The sequence below is a fragment of the Methanoculleus receptaculi genome (assembly GCF_033472595.1).
Classification (GTDB): domain Archaea; phylum Halobacteriota; class Methanomicrobia; order Methanomicrobiales; family Methanoculleaceae; genus Methanoculleus; species Methanoculleus receptaculi.
Genome location: NZ_CP137642.1, coordinates 1,423,124 through 1,444,553, shown reverse-complemented (window position 1 = coordinate 1,444,553; position 21,430 = coordinate 1,423,124). Strand labels below are relative to the sequence as shown.

Here is a 21,430-nt window from a genome sequence, read left to right as displayed (position 1 = left end):
CCCTGCGGCCAGAGTATAAAAGCCTGATCTGCGCGGTGCGAAAGTGTTCGCAGGCCCATAATACGCGTAGTCTAATATATCCTCGCTGATATTTGTATGGTGATATTGTGTCAAAACGGGCCGTGGATGCAGTTTTTCAGGCACTATTCCTCTTAACCGATATCCGGTTCCTGCTCCGGGAGACCGCTCCCGACCACGAACTGGACGAGGGGCAGCGTGAACGTGCCGCAACAACCCTGGAGAAGGTGAAACGGCAGGTTGCAATCCTTGAAGAGGAGATGGTCGGGTGAGGTGCGCCTCCGATATCGAGGCCCGCGATGTGGAGGAGATGTACATCAACATCGACCCCATCCAGGTTGGTGGACGGCTGACCGCGGACGCCATGAAGGCGGTGATAGCATACGCCGACGGCTACTCGGTCTGTGACAACTGCCGTAGCCCATTCCGGCTTGATTATATCCAGAAACCTCCGATCGCTCAGTTCCACGCCGACCTTGCACGGTGGCTGAATATGGACGCTGTCCGGGTGATCCCCGGAGCGCGCCGGGGGTTCCAGGCGGTCGCGAGCAGTCTTGTGGAGAGGGGCGACCCGGTCATCCTGACCTCGCTTGCCCACTACACGGAGTTCCTGGCGATCGAGGAGGCTGGCGGGATCCCGCGTGAGATCCCGAAGGATGACTCAAACAGGATCACCGCCGATGCCGCGGCGGAGAGGATAGAGGAGGTGACCCGGGAGTTTTCAAGGACACCGCCGCTCCTCTTCATCGACCATGTCGATTACCAGTACGGGAACGTCCACGACGTTAAGGGGATCATAAAGACCGCCCACCAGTATGACATCCCGGCGCTGGTCAACGGCGCCTACACGGTGGGGATCATGCCTGTCGACGGGAAGGCGCTAGGCGCCGATTTTCTGGTGGGCTCAGGGCACAAGAGCATGGCCGCCCCCGCACCATCGGGGGTTCTCGCGGCAGCGGAGGAGTACGCCGGGAAGGTATTTCGGACGACAGAGGCGAGGGGTGATCTGACCGGCAGGACGTTCGGCATAAAGGAGGTTGAGATGATGGGCTGCACCCTGATGGGCGTTACCGTCGTCGGTATGATGGCCTCGTTCCCCCATGTCCAGGAGCGGGTGAATCACTGGGAGACCGAGGTTGCACACTCTCAGGCGGTTGTCGACGGCCTTCTCTCAATCGAGGGGACGAGAGTGCTCTCTGAATACCCGAGAAGACACACCCTGACCCGGATCGATACACGCGAGTCGTTTGACCGCGTTGCGCAGCAGCACAAGAAGAGGGGCTATTTCCTCTCAAACGACCTCAAGAAGAGGGGTGTTATCGGCGTCATCCCGGGCTCCACGCGGGTCTGGAAGTTCAACACCTTCGGGCTGACGGAAAAACAGATCCGGCATCTCTCGGAGGCTTTTATAGCGATTGCGCGTGAGAACGGGTTAAGTATCGTCTGAGGTGGGGGCTGCTTCCTCTACCGCACCGTTCTTTGCGCGGATCACCCGCACACTTGCCGCCGCCCGTTCTGCCAGCCCCACGGCATCGATCTCCTCCTCGATCCGGGCGATGGTCTCTGCGGGCGCTGCCGTCGAGGGGTAACGGGGGGCGACCGCACACCCGATCTCCCCGGGATTGGCCTCAAACGTTCCGATGCTGCGGGCGCGCCCGACAACCTCATCCTTGTCAAACCCGATCAGCGGCCGGAGCACGGGGAGGGTCGTTGCGGCGGATATCACCGCCATGTTGGCGAGCGTCTGGGAGGCCACCTGCCCCAGGTTGTCGCCGGTGACGATGGCGTGTGCCCCCCGTTCCTCTGCAAGGATGCCTGCCACCCGGAGCATGAACCGTTTGCAGAGGACGCAGCGGTAACGCGGCTCTTTTAAGGCGGTGATAACCTCAAAGAAGGGTTCCATATCGACAACCAGAAGGTCGAGGGCGCGGCCCGGCACCCAGGAGGAGAGGCGAGCGTGGTTCTGCAGGACTTTTCGCCCGACATCGGCCCCGCCAAACCGGCCGCCGTGCATGTTGATGTGGAGCATGCGGCACCCCCGGCGCATCATCAGCCAGGACGCAACCGGCGAGTCTATCCCCGCCGACAGGAGGGTGATGACCTCCCCCTGTGTCCCGTAGGGGAGTCCGCCCGGCCCGGGGATCTTCTCGTCGTAGACGAGACCCCCGAACTCCCTTGCCTCGACTGAGACCTCGTAATCGGGGTGTGTCAGGTCAACCCCGACCCCGTCAAACCGTTCGAGGATGGCCGACCCGACCGCCGCCGCAAGTTCCTGGCTGGAGAAACCCGGGACGCCCGACCGCCGTGCCCGGACAGCAAACGACATCCCGGGACGGAGGCGACGCTCTGCGCGTTTGAGGGCTGCGGTTGTTATACCTTCTATATCGGCCGTCGTCACGGTGCAGACGCTCGCGCTCACCACCCCAAAGACTCTGGCGGCCGTTTTGGCGATCCTGGCGGGGTCATCGCCGTATATAAGTATCCGTCCGCGGTAGGTCTCGATCCGGTGGGCGAACCCTTCTGCCTCCAGCGCAAGGCCGATGTTCTCTGCCATGGCCGAGACAAACCTTCGTTTCACCCGCTCGCTCTTGAGAAAGACCTCGCCGTACCTGACCATCACCGCTTCCACAGGTTCACCCCCTATCATCACCCTATCATGTGCCTGGTTGTCCCTGATGAATCTTCGTGAATCTGGCAGATTGTCCGGGGCTATCAGACGAGTTCGTTCAGGTTGCGCCCGCAGGGAAAGTCATGCCTGGAAAACCGTTTTGGGGTGACACTCGGAGACAGTGGCGGGGGAGCGTCTCCGCCACCCCCACGGTGCCAGGGAGAAATATCGGCTCGTTGTGTTGCTTTGAACCATTATCGAAAGCCCTGCCTCCACCCGAGCACAGCCATCAAAGCAATCACCACGCACTGCCCGCCCCGTGGACGGCGGGGCGGTCGCCGCGCATACTACCTGGAAAGGGCGGCGAGTTTTGCGACGCCCCCCCTCTCTCGTGGGGGCTTTTGTCTCTGCTATTCGTAAAGTTTTGTAATTTAGCCCCTGATCTTATGCTGGAGATTGCTACGCCGGACCTCCCGCTTTGCCCCACTCCCCGCGAACCGGCGTTCAGGTGAAATCCAGAGGCAGCCATAGACGGATGGCGAGGAAACTGCCAGTTCATATCGAGGCCATCAATCCAATGCCCTCACTGGTTTGATGGCAACTTTAAGCGACCACGCAAGATCCCTCCCTCATCCCCCACCCTCTGTATAATTAGAATCCTCCCCTCATCTCCCACCCTCTCATAGAGACGATACCTCGAGCCTTGAGAGCAAATTGTGGCAGAACCTGGAAAACTGAAGACAGCTCCCGCTCTTCATGTCCCCCCATATTTCGGGGGGGAAAGTTCCCTCAACTCCGACTTAGTATCAGATTCCCTCAGACCAGTGCACTCAGGTGCGTTGGATTCTTCAGTCCCGCGCGCAACCCGAACAGAAGGAGAATTTGATATGCAACGAAGTTGAGAGTCATATAGAGTTTCCGGCTCTCATGTCGGATCCCTTTGAGGTGAAAGGTTACAGAAGCCTTAATCCGGCCATGTATCCGTTCACACTCACCGCGGCTTTGTATGAGAGTTGGGAATTCCGGGTCGAGAAGATTCTTGTTTCGCAAATGCATCCCGACCTGTTCAACTCTTCCATGCTGGTATAGGAATCGCAACTGTTGAGTCAGGGGAGCATGGATATCTCCCCCTGCTCTCCAGAGTTTGTTGACCCAATGCCGGATGCGTGTTTCCGTCCCTTCTTCCTGGATCACTGCCCCATCCCGGGTATCAATACAGGGTCGAGCATTCAGGTGATACCAGAGGTGTGCATGTGCCTCGTATGAGTCGTATCCGGTATCAAGCAGCACAAGACTGAGTTTGGGTTTCAGCGCCTCCACTCTCTCGATAAGTGGAAAAAGGTGGGTTAAATCCGCATCAGTCCCATTCGAGTAGACCATGGTGAGTGGGTATGGTCCGAGATGGAAGATATGCGCTTTATCCATCTTAACCTGGTAATGCGGGTGAAAAAGAGCATATCTGTCATACCGGGATGCTTCGATTGGAGTTGAATCGATGATCCCAACCCTCTCCTTCTGTGCCCAGAGAACAATTGCCTCACCGACAAGATGCATGAGCCGTTCCACACCTTCGACGCCGAGACGATATTTCACAAAATTGTGGAGTGTTGCAGGATTGGGCAATAGATACCCTGCTTCAGTCTTCTCTGCACCAAGGTTGAAACAATCATCCTCTGTCAGGAGACGAATTGTCCGGACATAGGACTGTTTCCTGAAACACTTGATGACAAGTAGTTTGATCATAAGAATAACCGGATAATGGAACCGAGAGACCTGTCTGGAGTAGTATTCTCGTTCAATAGTCTGTGCAATGGTGTCCAGATAGGGCGAACTGAGGAACTCCGTGAGAGAGAACCCTGGTTCAATCTCTTCAAATCCGCCTTCTTTTGCCAAAAACTCGGTGTTAAAGGCCATGAGCCATTTTGGGGCCAGGTATATATACCTGCCGGAACACCTCTTACCGAGGCGCAAAAAAATTAGCAGACCTGGTAAATCTCCGGTAAAAACCAGATAAACTGGCAAGGTGCGCCAGAGGCGCGCATACTACCGGAAAAGAGAGAAGAATTTATAAGCCAGATCGTTGATTTGATGGGCTCCATATCAGCAGCCTTTTATCGAATTGAGTGCAAAATTTCGTCTATGCACCAGAGGGATCGGAACGATCGGGCGTTTACCGGACTGGAAACAGCAATCGTTCTGATCGCCATCGTCGTCGTTGCATCTGTTTTTGCATACGCCGTTATCGGGGCAGGCATGGCCGCATCGCAGAAGAGCCAGCAGACGATGTATGCCGCTCTCGGTGAGGCTGCCTCAGGCCTGCGCACGGGTGACTCTGTCATCGTCAAACTGGACAACGATCGGGGTTATGTCAGGTTCGTCGTGTTCGATCTTGAGACCGTGACCGATATCGCCGCAATCGATCCAGGGGGACTGAGATACACCATAGCAACAGAGGAGACCGTGGTCACGATTCCTCCCGGTGATCCCCGTGCAGGCATAACCTGGCGCTACCGAAGAGACGATGGAGGCCTTCTTGAGGCTGGAGAGGTTATCGCGGTGAGACTGAACGCGGCTGATGCGGCCATCGGCCGCGGCGATACGTTCAGCATCGAGATAACCGCCGCAGATGGAGCGATCGTTTCGCTGAGCCGGAGAGTTCCAGCGGGTGCTGACAAGAATGTCTACCTCGAACTATTCTGAGGCTGGATTCACAGGGCTTGAGGCTGCCATAGTGCTCATGGCGTTTGTCGTCGTTGCAGCAACCTTTGCTCATGCTGTCCTTGGAACAGGTCTCATCTTTGCCGGGGAGAGCCGGTCTGTCGTCCACCAGAGCGTCCGGCAGGCGGGGTCAGGCCTCATTGCGGCAGGTTCCGTCTACGGTATCAGCAGCAGTGCAGAGAGGATCGATACCATCATCATCCCAATAGGTCTCACCGCAGGTTCGGAACCGATCGATATCAATACAGTCTCGATCCGCCTTGTGGGCTCTGCGCACATGGAGGAGATCTACAGGAACGATCCACTGATCGGTGTTTTTCCTGAATACGGGCACTGGAGCGTCAGGGAGCGGATCAACAGCGACGACAACCATCTCCTGGAGCCCGGAGAGAGCTACATCCTCTGCATAACACCGATGAACCGCCAGGACTGCAGCCCCTCCCGGACGTTTGCTCTCGAGATCAAACCGGCCGGCAGCGTGGCGCTCCGGGTCGAGCGGACCGTCCCGGGCTGCATCACCCCGCTGACCCGTCTTGAATGAGACCACCACGCTGGAGCCGGGAGACCACTATCACACCGGCTGCCGCCGTCACCGCAAGCAGCAGGTAGTCCACCGGACCCGCCCCGGCCATCAGGACGGTCTCAGGGCTGCCTGAGGCAAAGAGAACGAGTGAGAGGAGGGCAAGGAGCCCAAGAATCGCGGCGGATACGCGGATGACTGCAGCGGGGAGACCCCTGGTGACTGCAAGGGCTATAACTGCCGATGCTGCCAGGAATACCCATTCCGAGAGCGAGGAGACCTCTGCCATGAGGGCTCCGCCAAAGTAGTTTACGTATTCCTGGGGCTCGTAGCCTCCAAGCAGCGGGAAGTACCAGGTGACGGGCATAGCCCACATTGCATCCAGGATCTGGTGCGAGAAGACGCCAGCCGCAACCGCCAGGACCGCAAACGAGCCCCGTCTCCGGTGACTGATGAGACCTGCCATGAGGAGGATGAAGACGAAGAGCAGCCCGTGCCCGAAGAGACGACCGGAGTCAAGGGTCTCCGCAAACAGGATGTGGCCGACCGGTTTATCGAGAAGGTCGGGGATTACAGCCCCGAGAGCGGCGAAGCCGACGAGCCGCCGCTCGCCCGTGCGACCGGCAAGCGCGAGACCCAGCACGAGGCCGAAAAAGAGGTGGCAGGCGAGGAACATCTCTAATTAGTGTGCCGCCGCCGGGTTAATAATCCCCGCTGATCTGCGCGATCACAAAAACAATCGATCCCCTGCAGGTGCGGATACCTTGTCACTCCTGGTCGCCTCCCTCTCCTTCCGCCTAACCGGCGTAGAAGGGGCACTCCTTGAGGAGGCACTCACGGTTGATCTCGCTGAACCCGCATCGCACCGGCCCATCCACCGGGAGGGTTGCACCGAACCGTTCCTCAAGGAATGTGACCGCGGTGCGGATCGCAAGCCATGAGTTGCGTTTGCAGCATCTGGGCCCGCCATGCCGGGCGATCGCCATCAGGCTGCGGGCTGTCATCTGGTTTGATAGCGACCATTCCTGCCTCTTCAGCGGGGTTGACCCGGTGATCAGGCTGACAAATATGCCCGTCCCGATCGCCGCACCGCAGGTGCCGTGGGTTCCACAGAAACCCCCGGGAACCCTGCTGGCTCTCTCGCGGGCGCGGGCAAGGAGGCCGCCTTTTCGCCCGGGTTCACCGCGGTGGTTGCAGTAAGCGGCTATGAGAGACGCTGGCACGAGAAAATGGTGCTCCGGGCCGTGCATCCTGACCGCAGGGTTCCGCATCAGTATACAGGCGATGGCAATCGGGTCGTCAAGTTCGGTTGTGAGACAGAACTGCTCGATCAGGTCGACTGCTTCAAGGCCATGACAGCGGTCGCAGACAAAGTGCCCGGCCTCGCAGGCGGCGGTGGTGCTCACAACCTCGCCGCAGATGGTGCATGCAAGGTCGCGTGACTCTTCGCTGTACAGGATGTCACGACCGCAGATCAGGCATCCAGTCCTCTGCTCCATGGATGTATGGTTGCGTCACCACCACCAATAAGCGTACGCTGCCGGCGACGGCCGTGACTGCTCCCCCTCTGATTGCAAACCCCAAACTCTCCTGACTCGGGCCGGATTGAGCCTGATCTCCGGACCTGAGCAGCCTTATTCAGCCGCAGGCGCCCTTCGCGCCGGGCTCCGGGAGAGAACCGGCGGGATATGTATAGACCTGCCGGTGTCCCGGTTATGCATCAGCAGGAGGCGCTTCCGCCGGACTCTCCTCTGCGCCATCAGGGATGATTATCCAGAGCAGGATGTAGATGATAAGCCCTGCAGCAAACCTGGTGAGCACGGTGAAGATTATGTAGACCGCCCGGATGATGTTCGGGTCAATATCCAGGTATTCTCCAACGCCGCCACATACCCCGGCGATCCACCGGTTGGTCCTTGAACGGGTCAGCTTCTTCATGATCTCTCCGGAGATATCTCTTCATCCCAACCCCTAAAAAGGTGTTTCCTACCGGGGGGCGTCGCATCACCCGACCCCCCTCTCTTGCAGTCTCTGGAAACGGTATATGCCTTCGCCGGGACACCCCCACCCCGCGGGGCACCGCATCTATGGAGTATCTGCGCCGGCGATGGACGCTCCCCGGACTCCGTCCAGGCAGAGGTCTTGCGGGATCATCAGAACCCGGGCGCAGCCTGATGAAACCGGTTTGATGGGTTATTGCATGAAGCAGCGATCCCCGCCCGGAGCACAGATATCGCAGCCTCCGCAGGGCGCATCGAGCCGCTCACCAAAATAGTCCAGGAGAAACCTCCTCCGGCATCTTCTGGTGGTGCAGTAATCCACCATCCCCTGGAGTTTCGAGCGAGCGACCTCGCGCTGGAAGTCAGAAGCCAGGTCGCGGTCGATGAACGACCTGAGGCGGCGTGCATCCCCTTCGTCGTAGAAGAGAATACAGTCAGCCGGCCTGCCGTCCCTCCCGGCCCGACCGCTCTCCTGGTAGTAGGCCTCAAGCGTCTCCGGTATATCGTAGTGGACGACAAACCGCACATCCGGCCTGTCGATACCCATGCCAAACGCGCTTGTCGCGCAGACGACCACCGCCTCCCCCCTGGCGAACCGATCATGCGTCTCCCCACGAGCGGAGGCCGCCATACCGGCGTGGTAAGGTTCCGCCGGGATACCATCAGCGCGGAGACCGCCCGCAATCTCACGCGCCCCCTCGCGGGTTGCCAGGTATACGATCCCGGCCTCGCCCCGACGCATAAGCAGGTAATCGCGGAGCCGCCTGAAGGCATCGCCGTTTTTCCGGACAACAACGTAACGGAGGTTCTCGCGGTTGAAACTCCCGACATAAACGGCGGGATCCGCCAGCCTGAGCTGGCGCACGATATCCTGGCGGACATCCGGCGTTGCGGTCGCCGTCAGGGCGACCATCGGCACGCTGGGGAAACGCTCCTTGAGGACGGCAAGCGCCCGGTACTCCGGACGGAACTGGTGCCCCCACATCGATATGCAGTGCGCCTCGTCGACCGCGATCAGGTTGAGGTGCAGAGTTGCGATGAACTCGAGAAAATCCTCGCTGACCGCTCTCTCCGGCGATACGTAGAGGACCTGGACAGAACCCTCCTCGAGTTCGGCAAGCGTCCGCCGCCTGGCCGCGTAGGTGGTCGAGGAGTTCAGGGTTGCCGCGCCGATCCCCCTCGCCTGCAGGCTGTCGACCTGGTCCTTCATCAGGGCGATAAGGGGAGAGACCACCAGGGTTACCCCATCACCGAGAACTGCGGGAACCTGGTAGCAGAGCGATTTCCCGGCCCCCGTTGCAAGAACCGCCAGGACATCGCGGCCCGCAAGGAGATCCTGGATGATCTCGCGCTGGTATGGGTAAAACGCCTGATACCCGAAGTAGCGTTCCAGGATCAGGTGCAGCCGATCCATCAACTCCTAGATGGGCGCTCAACCGGCATAGCATCTTCCCCGGAGACGCCGTCCCAGAAGCGCGTTATGGCGGCAAAGATCCGATCCCGGAGTTCAACGAGCCTCTCCTGCACAACCTCGCCGTCCTCCGTCTCGTAGAGTGCACGGTTCACCTCGATCTGAACCCAGGGGACGCGCGTCCGCCGGTGGTGTGCAGCCGCTATGAACCCGCCCCGGAACGGATCGTTCATCGCGACCCTACCCTCTCCCGCAAACTCTTCCTCAAACGAGCGGGCGAGCGCCTGGAGCCATGGAGGGGGACAGGTCACGGGGCGGTTCTTCGCCGCAGGTCTCCCGTTTCGGTCACCGTGATTGCCAAGGCAGATGATCGGGCGTTCACGTCCGGCATCCCGCTGAACCGGCGGCGATCTCGGGAGCATGCTGTGGCAGTCAAAGGCAATCCCTATGGGGTGGTTCTCGAACGCCCCGGCCAGTCTTGCATGGAAGGGGTGGTAATAGTTCTTCAGGAGGGCAGAAACCACCTCCCTCCCGGGCGCCTGGCCATTCCGAAAGACCGGCGTCCCGTCCTGGGTGATGACCTTGACAACGCCGTCCTGACTCCGCGGCGGGTAAGCGTAAGGCGGACGGTTGGTGTCGACGAAGATCCGGGAGACCTCAAAATCGATCACCGCCTCAACGGAGTCGTCAAACCCGTAGAGGAAACGCGTCCCTGGGTCGCTGTTGTAGATTATCTCCTTATGGCTGAGGTTGACTAGACCGCGGACCTCCGGCGGAACGCTGGTGCCCCCGTGCGGGATCGATATAAGGAAGGGATACCGGTCGATCATCTACCCTGCAGGTCATATCGGCCGCCCATCACAAAAGTGCAGCGGTCTGGAGGGGCGGGAAAACCCGCCACTCACGCATCCTGCTCATTTTCGAGCGCAGAGTTGAAACACGCCACCGCATCGGCAAACCTGCCCAGGCGGTCGAGCGCCCGGCCTTTGAGGTACCACGCCCGGGCCTGGTGCGGATCGACCTCAAGAACCTTATCGTAGCAGGCGATGGCCTGATCGGGTTTACCCAGGTGGTCGAGGGCGATACCCCTGCAGAGCCAGGCGTGGACGCCGCCACCGCCGAGGTCAATCGCCCGGTCAAACGCTCTGACGGCATCATTGTGCCGCCCCACTCCATCCATGAGGATCCCGGCAGCCATCCAGACGGCCGCGTTCTCCTGGTCGATCTCGAGCGCTTTTTCGTAGGTTGCAAGAGCCTCGTCATACCTCCCGACCCTCTCAAGCACCGCCCCCCGCATGAAGAGCGCGGCAGGGTTCTCCTCCTGGATTGCGATTATCCTGTCAATCGACCTGACCGCCTCGCCGTAACGCCCGAGATGGACTAGGGCGGAGGCGCGGGCATACAGTGTCTCGATGCTGGCAGGTTCCCTCTCCAGCAACGCCGTGTAGACCGAAAGAGCGTCCTGGTATCTGCCGGCCTTCTCGTAAGCCTCGCCGAGCAGGCGCAGGCTTACGAGGTCTTCCGGATCGGCCGCGGTCACCCTCTCGAGGCATCCCGCCGCATCGGCATACCGGCCGAGCCAGATCAAGATCTCCCCCCGCCGCTGCCAGGCGGCCACGTTATCGGGGTTCGCCTCGACGATCTTTTCAGAACACTGGAGCGCTTCATCATACCTGCCCATGTGCATCAGGGCGCTCTCCAGGGCATACCACGCCCCCATATCGTCTTCGTCTTTCTTGAGTAGAAGCGCATACTGCCGGATCGCGTCATCAAACCTGCCGCCGCGCTCAAGCGTCATCCCGAACGCCATCCTGGCGTCGCGGTCACCGGGCACGAGGTCAAGGTAACGCTCGTAGGCCTTTGCCGCCTCCTCGTGCTCTCCGAGAGCCTCGAAGATCCCGGCCCTGAGGCGGGCGGCCGCGAGATTTGAGGGATCGGCGGCGAGCACCTTCTCACAGCACTCGATCGCCTCCCGGTGTCTGCCGAGATGTGCGAGAATGGCGGCAAGCGCGGAGACGACGGCGGTATCATCCGGCCGCTCGCGGACGACCGTGGTGTAGCATTCCGCAGCCGCGGCGTGGCGCCCCAGCCTCTCCAGGGCCTGCCCCCTGCCGTACCAGGCAAAGAGATCCCCGGGCCTGGCTTTTGCGGCCTTCCCAAACCACGTGGCGGCCTCCTCGAAGCGCCCGAGCGCGGCAAGAACGAACCCCAGGTTCACCTGGTAGCCCGCGGCGTCGGGTTCGGTCTCAAGAAGCGTCTCGTAGCACTCCGCAGCCGCGGCGTAGCGCCCCAGGGCCTCCTGGAGACGGGCTTTCAGCAGGAGCGCTCCGGCATCGGCCTCCACCAGGTGATCGACTGACTCAAGCGCCTCCTGGTAGCGCCCCTGGCAGAAGAGCGCCATGCCGTGCCCGAGCAGCGCCGCCCGATTGTTGGGGTCGGATTCCAGCACCGCCTCATAACATCCAGCAGCCTCATCGTAGCGGGAGAGGTGCATCAGCGCCTCGCCACAGCCGATCTCTGCCACCGGATCGCGGGGGCAGATCTCAAGGAAGCCCTCAAAAGCCTCTACCGCCCCGGCATACCGCGCAAGGTGCAGCAGCATCTCGCCTTTACGGCAGAGGTTTCCGCTCTCGCCCAGGTACGCAAGCGCCTCATCATACCTCCCAAGGCTGGCAAGCGCTTCTGCTAGCATCGACCGGACGGCGATGTTGCCGGGTTCGGTCTCGAGGACAGTCTCCAGGCGGCGGACCGCTGCGTCATACCTGCCAAGGTGGAGGAGCGCGATGCCGCTCTGCGCCATGATGGGAACGTTGCCGGGATCGGACTCGAGAACGCAGTCAAACTCCTTCTCTGCCTCAGCGTAGCGGGAGAGGTGCATCAGCGCCGTCCCCCGGCAGGTGTGGAGAACGCGAGCCGGTGCATCGAACTTCAGTGAGATGCGTTTTTGTTTCTCGGCCAGGTCTTCGCGCTCAAAGAGCGCAAGGTCGGCACCTCCCGAGATCAACCTCGTCCCGGCAGACGCCTGGCCCTCGAGCACGCGGTCAAACGACTGTATGGCCTCCTCGTAGCGGGAGAGGTGCATGAGCGCCATACCGCGGGCGTACCATACCTGAACCTGGTTCTGGTCGTGCTTGAGGATCTGGTCGAAGTTCTTGACCGCGCGGTCGTGACGGCCGAGCACCTCACAGGCCAGCCCCATGGCATAACGGGCCGCTATATGGTCTGGATCGGCGATGGTCACCTTCTCGAAGCACTCGATTGCTTCTGCCGGTCTTCCTGCGCGGAGGAGAACCGAGCCACGTTGATACCAGGCGGCGACGTTCCCGGGATCGAGGGCCAGGATCTCTTCCCAACAGCCGGCGGCATCCTGGAATAGCCCCAGGTTCTCAAGCGCCCGGGCTTTGCCGTAGAGTGCGTCGAGTTTATGCTGCCCGGTTTTGAGCAGGCGGTCAAAAGTCTCCACAGCGCTTTGGTAATCCCCCATACCAAGGAATGCAGCCCCCGCCCGCGCCAGAGCGTCGCTGCGGTCAGGGTTTGACCGGTAGACCTTCTCAAAGGAGATCGCCGCCTGCCGGTAGTTCCCGGACCGCTCGAGCATCGTCCCGTACTTCTCCCGCAGGAGAACGTCTTCCGGGTTTGCACCCAGCGCCTCTGCGTATGCTGCTGCCGCATCGGCATACCGGCCGAGCCTCTCGAGCATCTCCGCCTGCCAGTATGCGGCATCGGCGTCTCCAGGGTTCTCCTCGAGGATCCGTGCAAAACAGGCGGCCGCCTCCTCATACTCACCGGTGCGGGCAAGGAGATGGCCAAGCGTGCGCAGCACCCCGGTATCGTCCGGAGATACCTTGATGACCTTTCGAAGCCATTCCGCGGCCTCGGTGTCTCTGCCAAGGCAGGCAAGCGCCTGGCCCATCATCTGCCAGACCAGACGGTTATCGGGTTCAACCCTGAACGCCTTCTCGAAACTTTTCACCGCCTCGGTGTAGTTCCCGGCCTCAAACTGCGAGAGGCCCTGTTTTACCGCGGGGTTTGCACCCTTACCGGAACCAAGGATATTACCGAAGAGATCCATCAGGCATCATCCGATGCTCTATCTTTTGCATGGAGAGTATTCACAACTTTGGATCATCCGCCCTGTACGTCTTTTATCGGCCAGCCACTCAGAGCCCGGCATCCCGGTTGAAACGATCCTCGGCGATACATATCCCGCCGGCGGGATATCTCATCATCGTGAGGCGGATCAAACCAGGGCACAGGCCCCGGAGAACTGGTTTGATGGCCGTGATTTTAGCGGCTCCGCTCTTGGAGGGATGTTTCACTGCAGGATGGGCGGCGGAGGTTTTGTGACTGCTCCCCCTCCTCTCGTCGGGGGCATCCTGCTTTCTGTTCTTCGTAAAAAAAGATGCTGCAGCAGACCTTGTAAGGCCGCACCGACCTCGGGCGGCGAGGTCGCGTGGGCCTGCCGGCCCCTTCGGGGTCTCATCTGACAATTCTGAGAGATCCTGTCTCTCTCCTGTGCACGGCTATCCAGGGTCAATCGTCAATCACTGCCCGCCGGCAAGAATCAGGTCAGGTAAAACGCTTCAACCCCTATCCGGTCTCCCCGTCCAGGCAGACCTCCCCCGTATCCCCGTTCACCGTCACCTTCCTGCCAGGTGAGAGTTTATAGAACTCCGGCGGCAGACGGTCGACCATCGGTATCCCGGCGATGATGGCGCCGACCGCTATGATAGGTTCGGCCTCCTGGTTGATTATAGCGGCCGGTGCAACCCCGTTCTGCTTCAACGCGTAGATCACGTATGAGCCTACCGTCGATCCCTTGCCGTAGGGGAAGACCAGCACCTTTCCGGTGACCGACTGCCCCTCGAGCGGATGGTCGTGCTCAACCACTACGCCGGTCTCGGGGTCGACGCCGGAGAGGAAAGATATGGGTTCAGGTGATACTAGGAGTTCTCCGGTTCCGCGACCCCTGGATATGCCTCTGCCCTGCATGATGACCTGCACCACAGTAATAATGTAGGTGGAGATTTAACTATATGATTGGCATGGACGAAACCATTGGCAACAGTTCCAGCAGCAGTAACGAGCACGATATGCTCACACTCCAGATCCAGGATTTGAAGGCGCAGGTCCTGGACTACAAACTCAAGAACGAGTTGCTGGAAAAAGAAGTCAGGCAGCTCCGCAAAGAAAATGCTCAGCTAAAACGGGTGCCGCTGTTTGTTGCCGCTGTGGTCGATGTGCTCGAGAACGGCGAAGTCTACCTCCGGCAGCAGGGTAACAACCAGGAATACCTCACGGTAGTCAACGATAAACTGCACAGCACCCTCAAACCCGGGATGAAGGTGGCGGTGAACAACACCCTCTCGATCGTCAAGATTATCGGAAACATATACGATGCACGTGTCAGGGTCATGGAGCTCGATGAGCAGCCAAACGTGACGTTTGACCAGATCGGAGGGCTGAGAGAGGAGATCGAGGAGGTCCGGGAGGCGGTTGAGTACCCGCTCACAAAACCCGAGATCTACAAGCGTATAGGTGTTGAACCGCCAAAGGGCATCCTCCTCTACGGCCCACCCGGGACCGGGAAGACCCTGATCGCCAAGGCGGTTGCCCGCCAGTCCAGGGCGTGTTTCATCAGGATGTCGGGAAGCGAACTCGTCCACAAGTACATCGGTGAAGGCGCTCAGCTCGTGCGCGAACTTTTCACACTCGCCAGGGAGCGCGCTCCGGCCATCGTCTTCATCGACGAGATCGACGCTATAGGGAGCATGCGTACAAACGACGGCACCTCCGGCAGTGCCGAGGTCCAGCGGACGCTGATGCAGCTCCTGGCCGAGATGGATGGCTTCGGGAACCGCGGCAACATCAGGATCATGGCGGCAACGAACCGGATCGATATGCTTGATCCCGCGCTCCTCCGCCCCGGGCGGTTTGACCGGATCATCGAGATCCCGCTCCCGGATGCCGAGGCGCGCATAGAGATCCTGAAGATCCACAGCGCAAAGATGACACTCTCCCGGAAGGTGGATCTGGCCGTTGTTGCGGAACTCGCCGGAAAAACCACCGGTGCAGATCTGCAGGCGATCTGCCGGGAGGCCGGGATGATGGCAATCCGGCGGAACGCCGACGCCGTCGGCCAGGAAGATTTCATCGCGGCTATCCGGAAGGTGAAGCGCGAGGCGCCAGCGCCAGACGCCCGCATGTATATCTGAGGGCCCCCATCCCCCCGGTTTTTCCCCGCCGCAGAGGTTAAGACTGCTTTCCCCCCTCTTGTGGGAGTTTTCTGCCTCTTTTCTTCGTAAAATAGATCCCAATCGCAATGAAAAGCGGTATCACCACCACACGAGGGCTGCTGCGTGGTAGAAGGCTTATCTCCACGGCAGATCAACAATTCATCAGGTGGTTTTTTTTGCGGGTATCCATGAAGCTCGAGATGAAAGACCAGCCTGGCCAGCTGGTCGCAGCCCTGCAGCCGATCTCAGCAGTCGGCGGAAACATCATCGCGGTCATTCACCAGAGAGAACCCCACGCGGCTACAGAGGTGCTTGATGTACAGATCGTGCTGGAACTTCCGGAGGGGCGCCTCGAGAAGCTTCTTGCCCTGCTAAGGCAGCAGGGTGTCAAAGTCGTGCGTATAGGGGAAGAACGCCTCCTCTACGAGTGTACGCTGATCATGATCGGGCATCTGATGCACACGGACATATCCGACACGGTCGACCAGATCGACACAACAGGTTCGGCCGAGGTGACGGAACTCTCGCTTGTCATGCCGGCGATCGACTCACCATCGTCTGCGCGCATCACCATCCGTTCAACAACCCGGACGGAGATGGAGAGGGCAATCCGGATCCTGCGCAGGGTCGCGGAGCAGAAGAACATTCTCATAATCGAGCCTCTGGAGAGCGTATGATACGGATCGCCATACTCGGCTTCGGGTCCGTTGGTCGCGGCATAGCCCGTGTGATACTTGCAAAAAACCTTGATATCCTTGTCACCGGTCTTGCTGACTCACGAAGTGGAATGATCGATCCTGCCGGGATCGACATTGAAGCAGCACTTGCCCGAAAGGAAGAGGGTGCTCCATGTGGCAGTCCGGATATTCGGCCGATCGATGTGGTGACCGGGGCAGACTATGATATCCTGGTAGAGGTGACACCTACAAACGTGGAGAACGGTGGGCCTGCACTCAACCATATCCAGACGGCTTTGCAGCGGAAGAAACACGTTGTCACATCAAATAAGGGCCCAATCGCACTCGCATACCCGGAACTGCGAGTGCTTGCCGAGGAGAATGGCGTCACCCTCAGGTACGAGGCAACGGTCTGCGGTGCGATCCCGCTCATACATGCCATGCAGGAAGGGCTTGCCGGCAACACCATCTCCCGGCTCTACGGAGTATTTAACGGCACCTGCAACTACATCCTCACCCGGATGGCTGCAGAAGGTCTCACCTACGCACAGGCTCTGGCCGAAGCCCGTGAACTCGGGTATGCAGAGGCAGACCCCACATACGATGTTGAAGGGATCGACGCGGCGATCAAACTGGTAATCCTGGCAAATACCGTCCTCGATATGCAGACCACGCTTGATAGGGTGGATAGGACGGGAATATCCCTTCTGACGCCCGAGGCCCTCCACCTGGCAGAAGAGCAGGACTGTACCATCCGGCTGATAGGTGAGATCGTCCCGGCGGCTGGAGTGCTTCGTGTATCGCCACGTATAATCACAAAGACGCACCCCCTCGTCGTCGAGGGGACACTCAACGCCGTTACGGTGGAGACGGATCTCGCCGGTGACCTCACGTTCATCGGCAAGGGCGCGGGCTCCATCGAGACCGCCAGTGCTGTGATCGGCGATATACTCTACATCCGTGACAGGTATGTCCAGGGTTCTTGAGCGGAGAAAGCAACTGATGCGACTGATGCGTCAGGCAACGCTGGATAACGGTTACTTCACGGTCGCCGGTATCGCTGAAGCAACCGGCATCCCCCGGAGCACCATCCAGGACTGGGTCAACCGTCTCATCGAGGAGGGCTGCGTCGCTCTGCTGGAAGAGCAGCGGGGTCGGCACGCTGCGCGGTATGTGGCGATCAGCGTGATGCCGGAGAGCGCTTGCCGCCGGGTATTCACCACGATTGATGGTGAGGAGGTCGAGATCTATCACGAGTGCATGAGCGGTGGGTGCGCTGCGTTCTGCGAATTCCATCACGCCCGCGCGGGTGGTGCTCTCCAGTCTGTCTGGCGAGACGGGACGCTGCTCCGTGAGCGGGCGCACCTCGGACGGCAGGAGGTCGCTGTGGGTCTTGATCCTGCGCCGGCAGTGGGGATTCTCGGCGTCTTCTACGAAGATGGCCTTATCCGTCAGCAGATCAGGTGTATCGGCGGCCCGGCTTACTCTCTCACCGATATGATGTCCTTTGCAGAGGGTGTGTGTGGCGTAACCGTCCACCGCGAGGGGCCTCTGGTCGAGGGAGAGGTGGTCACCCGGGCGCTTGCTTACGTCGCTATTGGTATCGATGACACCGATACTGCTGCGGAGGGCGCAACCTTCGCCCTGGCCCTCGCCCTCCTTCAACATCTCACGAAACTCGATGGCGTCATGCCGATCGGTCACCGCGTCGCGATGCTTAACCCCCACCTCGAGCCCAGGACTGCCGGAAACTCCTGCAGTTGCATCGAGGTTGCGGTGGAACCCTCAATGATCCCTCGGATAGAGGAGGCCGCGGTGCGGTTTGTCGCCGGGGAGGCGGCGTCCCCAGAGTGGGGAATCGCTCTCCGGGAGGGATTTGTGGTACCTCGTGACCTCCGCGCTTACGGTAAGGTCGCAAGAGAGGCGGTGATCGAGCGGGAGGAGGCCGAGGTCACCGCCAGGCGGTTCGGGGTGCACCTCCACGGTGGGCGTGGTGTTATAGGGGCGCTCGCGGCGGTCTCACTCATCGGTCTCCCGCACAAGGTGCTGCTCGATCCGGGAATGGACGTCTGCACAGACTGGAATCCAGAGCACCATTGAGTCTCAATTTCGCCCATGACGGCATAGTTCGATCCCCGATCCTCGCGTTTTATCTCTCCCTTGCCCGAGAGATCTCAGACCCGGTTCTCAAGTAACCTATAAATAGTGGGATATGGATGATACACATCATCGAGGCGAGGAGACGTGCGGGTCGAACTGGAGGAGGAGATCGAGAAACTCTCGTCCCTGGCGCGAGACCGGGGGGCGGAGCCGCGGCGGATAGCGGCCCACGAGATCGTGGTCGCAGAGTGGGTGCGGTTCAAGTGCCGCTACGGCTGCAAGGGTTACGGGAAGCATATGTCCTGTCCGCCATATGCTCCCGCACCCGCCGAGACGCGGCAGATGATCGGTGAGTACAGCACCGGACTGCTCCTCAAGTTTGAGGGTATACCGGGGCATCCCGACCTCAAACCTGAAGAGATACCGCTTGACTTTCACCCGTTCCTGCGCGACCTGATCCTGTGGGTGAACTCAACGGTGCATTTCCTGGAGAAGACGGCTTTTTACGATGATTTCCCGAAGGCCTTCGGGTTCGGAGGATACCCCTGCATATACTGCGAGCACCTCCACTGTGTCGCAGAGGAAGGGGAGGGTGTTGTTGACGAGAGCATCCGCAGGCTCTGCCGGCACATGGACCTCGTCCGGCCGAGCATGGAGGCTGCCGGGATAGATGTATTTTCCACCGCCAAAAGGGCAGGCTGGGATATCCATATAGTCCCGTGCAGGAACCTTGAGTACGGCAAGATCGAGCACGGCAACATCAGATCCGTGGGGCTCGTCCTCATCGAGTGAGGCGCCTGGAATCCCCTCTTCTTTCGTTCATCCGCTGAGGTGTGGTTTTCTCCATCGAGACGGTGTCAGGATGGAGATCTCCACTCCCCCGGCATGGCTCTCCGTGAGGCAACCGCCAAGACAGTTGCACGGCCCCCCGGGAGGTGGAGTGGTCGATGAAGGGACGTTCTCCAGGGTTTCAGGAGTCGCGGAGCCCCTGGATAAACTCTTCAGTCATATGGTAGGCGTCGTCGTCCCTGAACTGCACCGGAGGGTGCTTCATGAAGTAGGCTGAAGGAGAGATCAGCGGCCCGCCGATACCCCGGTCAAGGGCAAGCCTGCAGCAGCGGATGGCGTCGATGACTATCCCGCCTGAGTTTGGGGAGTCCTCAACGGATAGGCGGAGGTCGAGGTACATGGGGACGTCACCGAAGATCCTCCCCTCCATCCTGAGGAAACAGACCTTGTTGTCCTTCTGCCAGCAGACGTAATCGCTCGGGCCGATATGGATGTTGTCAGCGTCAAGGGGCTCTTTCAGGACCGACTGAACCGCCTCGGTCTTAGACCTCCTTTTTGAGGCAAGGCGATCGCGGTTGAGCATATTCAGAAAATCTGTGTTGCCGCCGGTGTTCAGCTGGTAGGTCCGTTCAAGCACAACACCCCGCTGGCGGAAGAGATCGGCAAGAACCCGGTGGGTGATTGTGGCGCCGATCTGGCTCTTGATATCATCACCGATGATCGGAAGGCGGCGTTCCTTAAACCTCTCTGCCCAGCCAGGATCGCTCGCGATAAAGACCGGCATGTTATTGATAAACCCTACACCAGCCTCCAGCGCGCACTCGGCGTAGAACCTTGCGGCCTTCTCCGAGCCTACCGGGAGGTAGTTGAGCAGCATCTCGGCGCCCGAGTCCTCAAGTTCCCGGACTATATCCTCACGTGACGCCTCCTCCTCGTCGGCGAGAACAAACCTGCAATCTTCCTTGTAGTCGAGCATGTGCTCCGGAAAGCCGTCCAGTACCCGGCCCATCCGGACGGTCACGCCGGTTCTCGGCACCTCCGGGCAGAAGACTGTGGTGCAGTTGGGAGGCGCGAAGATCGCTTCTGCAACGTCCTTTCCAACCTTCCTTGCATCGATATCGAATGCCGCGGTCACTTCAATATCAAAAGGTCGGTAGCCGCCGAGATCCCAGTGCATCAGCCCGATTGCGTCCTTCTCGCTCTTTCCCCGATAGTATTCAATCCCCTGGAGCAGGGAACTGGCACAGTTTCCAACACCCACTATTGCAATCTTGATAGAATCCACAACAGCCCTCCATCAGCTGGTACGTTTTCTGACACAGATCTTTTTCTGCTACCCGCGCCAGAGACAGCAGAGGTTGCAAAGACACACCTCTTTTCAACACCTCTGATTTATGAGTAATTTGCTTCAGTGGTGAATATAAGGATATGGTCTTTGAGCATGATGATGGTTTTGTGGCCTGAGAAAGGTGACTCGTCTGAACGTCCAGGGCCGCACCGTGTGGAAGCACCCGCCCATCATCGCCCCTTTGTCTCTGATTGCCCCATCCACAACCTTTTTTGTTCTACTGGTCCAGATTGACACGATTATATTCAGGAGGTAGTAAACCATGGTTGATTTTGAACATGCATTGATTGGAGAAGCGCTTGTTGGCGAAGGCCCGGAGGTTGCTCATATCGATCTTGTCATAGGCAAGAAAGGGAGCAGCGTTGAGCAGGCGTTTGTCACGGCGCTCGCATCGCCTGCACGGGGGCACACACCACTTCTTGCGGTGCTCACACCGAACGTTCCGGCAAAACCATCGACGCTGATGGTCAACAAGGTAACCATCAAGAATGCAGACCAGGCTCTCCTGATCTTCGGGCCTGCCCAGGCAGCCGTCGCGAAGGCGGTAGTGGACAGCGTTGCTGAAGGGATCATCCCGGAGGCAGAGGCCGATAACCTGTTGATCATAGCATCGGTCTTCATAGAGTGGGATGCAAAGGACAAGAAGAAGATCTACGACTGGAACTACGAGGCGACGAAGACCGCAATTCACCGGGCGATAAGAGGCGAGCCGAAGATGAAGGACGTGCTCGCACAGAAAGATACTGCGAAGCATCCCTTTGCGTGAGAGTGAACTACCCCGCGCCTCTCGGGCGGGGCTTCCCGGCTATCATGGTCAACACGTGCACCACAGAGATGTGATGTAGAGGTCTTGGCTCCACTTTCATCCCCGGCCAGAAGACCGGGGACTTCCCGCTCCGCCCCCTTCACCCCCGCAAGTTAAAGGTCCCGGGACGTTTTCCTGGCGGGGTGATCCAGCGAACACCGTTCAACGGGAGACGCATGAGACAGGGGAGGGGGATGTTC

The 21,430-nt window shown here is 59.6% G+C and carries 20 protein-coding genes; 10 read left to right on the top strand and 10 right to left on the bottom strand.

What is annotated here, in order from left to right:
• The first annotated feature begins 107 nt into the window (after positions 1–107).
• The gene (locus tag R6Y96_RS07425; RefSeq protein WP_318620633.1) at positions 108–290 is read left to right on the top strand and encodes a hypothetical protein; all 183 of its coding nucleotides are present in this window, start codon (positions 108–110) and stop codon (positions 288–290) included.
• Positions 287–1,465, top strand: a complete 1,179-nt coding sequence (pscS, locus tag R6Y96_RS07420; protein WP_318620631.1) for an O-phospho-L-seryl-tRNA:Cys-tRNA synthase — start codon at positions 287–289, stop codon at positions 1,463–1,465. The genes R6Y96_RS07425 and pscS overlap by 4 nt, the downstream gene beginning before the upstream one ends.
• On the opposite strand, the gene thiI is transcribed toward pscS, so the two are convergent.
• Together thiI and R6Y96_RS07410 are read right to left on the bottom strand one after the other, a co-directional pair.
• Positions 1,451–2,665 carry a tRNA uracil 4-sulfurtransferase ThiI gene (gene thiI / locus R6Y96_RS07415; RefSeq protein WP_318620629.1) on the bottom strand — a complete coding sequence of 405 codons (1,215 nt, stop codon included), beginning with the start codon at positions 2,663–2,665 and terminating at the stop codon, positions 1,451–1,453. The genes pscS and thiI overlap by 15 nt on opposite strands.
• A 777-nt stretch (positions 2,666–3,442) precedes the next feature.
• Positions 3,443–4,540 carry a transposase gene (locus R6Y96_RS07410; RefSeq protein WP_318620627.1) on the bottom strand — a complete coding sequence of 366 codons (1,098 nt, stop codon included), beginning with the start codon at positions 4,538–4,540 and terminating at the stop codon, positions 3,443–3,445.
• A 225-nt stretch (positions 4,541–4,765) separates the two neighbouring features.
• Between R6Y96_RS07410 and R6Y96_RS07405 the strand changes: the two genes are divergently transcribed.
• On the top strand, positions 4,766–5,326 hold the full coding sequence (locus R6Y96_RS07405; protein WP_318620626.1) for an archaellin/type IV pilin N-terminal domain-containing protein: 561 nt from the start codon (positions 4,766–4,768) through the stop codon (positions 5,324–5,326).
• Complete coding sequence (locus R6Y96_RS07400) at positions 5,304–5,885, top strand: flagellin (RefSeq protein ID WP_318620625.1); 582 nt, start codon at positions 5,304–5,306, stop codon at positions 5,883–5,885. The genes R6Y96_RS07405 and R6Y96_RS07400 overlap by 23 nt, the downstream gene beginning before the upstream one ends.
• On the opposite strand, the gene R6Y96_RS07395 is transcribed toward R6Y96_RS07400, so the two are convergent.
• The 7 genes from R6Y96_RS07395 to R6Y96_RS07365 form a co-directional block, all read right to left on the bottom strand.
• On the bottom strand, positions 5,860–6,540 hold the full coding sequence (locus R6Y96_RS07395; protein ID WP_318620623.1) for a metal-dependent hydrolase: 681 nt from the start codon (positions 6,538–6,540) through the stop codon (positions 5,860–5,862). The two genes, R6Y96_RS07400 and R6Y96_RS07395, sit on opposite strands and share 26 nt — an antisense overlap.
• Before the next feature lie 121 nt (positions 6,541–6,661).
• Positions 6,662–7,363, bottom strand: a complete 702-nt coding sequence (locus R6Y96_RS07390) for a DUF5714 domain-containing protein (protein ID WP_318620621.1) — start codon at positions 7,361–7,363, stop codon at positions 6,662–6,664.
• A 214-nt stretch (positions 7,364–7,577) separates the two neighbouring features.
• Positions 7,578–7,802 carry a PspC domain-containing protein gene (locus tag R6Y96_RS07385; protein WP_318620619.1) on the bottom strand — a complete coding sequence of 75 codons (225 nt, stop codon included), beginning with the start codon at positions 7,800–7,802 and terminating at the stop codon, positions 7,578–7,580.
• Positions 7,803–8,057: 255 nt separating this feature from the next.
• Complete coding sequence (locus R6Y96_RS07380) at positions 8,058–9,278, bottom strand: RecQ family ATP-dependent DNA helicase (protein ID WP_318620618.1); 1,221 nt, start codon at positions 9,276–9,278, stop codon at positions 8,058–8,060.
• On the bottom strand, positions 9,278–10,105 hold the full coding sequence (locus R6Y96_RS07375) for an N-formylglutamate amidohydrolase (RefSeq protein ID WP_318620616.1): 828 nt from the start codon (positions 10,103–10,105) through the stop codon (positions 9,278–9,280). Before R6Y96_RS07375 ends, R6Y96_RS07380 begins: the two co-directional genes overlap by 1 nt.
• A 71-nt stretch (positions 10,106–10,176) precedes the next feature.
• The gene (locus tag R6Y96_RS07370) at positions 10,177–13,347 is read right to left on the bottom strand and encodes a tetratricopeptide repeat protein (protein WP_318620615.1); all 3,171 of its coding nucleotides are present in this window, start codon (positions 13,345–13,347) and stop codon (positions 10,177–10,179) included.
• A gap of 518 nt (positions 13,348–13,865) precedes the next feature.
• A complete protein-coding gene (locus tag R6Y96_RS07365; RefSeq protein ID WP_318622505.1) occupies positions 13,866–14,267 on the bottom strand; it encodes a DUF126 domain-containing protein in 402 nt (133 codons plus the stop codon).
• 53 nt (positions 14,268–14,320) lie between these two features.
• Between R6Y96_RS07365 and R6Y96_RS07360 the strand changes: the two genes are divergently transcribed.
• The 5 genes from R6Y96_RS07360 to R6Y96_RS07340 all read left to right on the top strand — a co-directional run bounded on the left by R6Y96_RS07360 (position 14,321) and on the right by R6Y96_RS07340 (position 19,080).
• Entirely contained in the window at positions 14,321–15,490 is a 1,170-nt protein-coding gene (locus tag R6Y96_RS07360; protein WP_318620614.1) for a proteasome-activating nucleotidase, read from the top strand.
• Positions 15,491–15,699: 209 nt separating this feature from the next.
• On the top strand, positions 15,700–16,188 hold the full coding sequence (locus R6Y96_RS07355; protein ID WP_214022914.1) for an amino acid-binding protein: 489 nt from the start codon (positions 15,700–15,702) through the stop codon (positions 16,186–16,188).
• Positions 16,188–17,174 carry a homoserine dehydrogenase gene (locus R6Y96_RS07350; protein ID WP_318622504.1) on the top strand — a complete coding sequence of 329 codons (987 nt, stop codon included), beginning with the start codon at positions 16,188–16,190 and terminating at the stop codon, positions 17,172–17,174. Before R6Y96_RS07355 ends, R6Y96_RS07350 begins: the two co-directional genes overlap by 1 nt.
• Positions 17,158–18,288 carry a helix-turn-helix domain-containing protein gene (locus tag R6Y96_RS07345; protein ID WP_318620611.1) on the top strand — a complete coding sequence of 377 codons (1,131 nt, stop codon included), beginning with the start codon at positions 17,158–17,160 and terminating at the stop codon, positions 18,286–18,288. Before R6Y96_RS07350 ends, R6Y96_RS07345 begins: the two co-directional genes overlap by 17 nt.
• A gap of 144 nt (positions 18,289–18,432) precedes the next feature.
• Positions 18,433–19,080 (top strand): DUF2284 domain-containing protein, encoded by a 648-nt coding sequence (locus R6Y96_RS07340; RefSeq protein ID WP_318620609.1) that lies wholly within the window; start codon positions 18,433–18,435, stop codon positions 19,078–19,080.
• Positions 19,081–19,258: 178 nt separating this feature from the next.
• On the opposite strand, the gene R6Y96_RS07335 is transcribed toward R6Y96_RS07340, so the two are convergent.
• Complete coding sequence (locus R6Y96_RS07335; RefSeq protein WP_318620607.1) at positions 19,259–20,362, bottom strand: inositol-3-phosphate synthase; 1,104 nt, start codon at positions 20,360–20,362, stop codon at positions 19,259–19,261.
• A 325-nt stretch (positions 20,363–20,687) separates the two neighbouring features.
• Between R6Y96_RS07335 and fae the strand changes: the two genes are divergently transcribed.
• Positions 20,688–21,191 carry a formaldehyde-activating enzyme gene (gene fae, locus R6Y96_RS07330; protein ID WP_318620605.1) on the top strand — a complete coding sequence of 168 codons (504 nt, stop codon included), beginning with the start codon at positions 20,688–20,690 and terminating at the stop codon, positions 21,189–21,191.
• Positions 21,192–21,430: the final 239 nt, after the last annotated feature.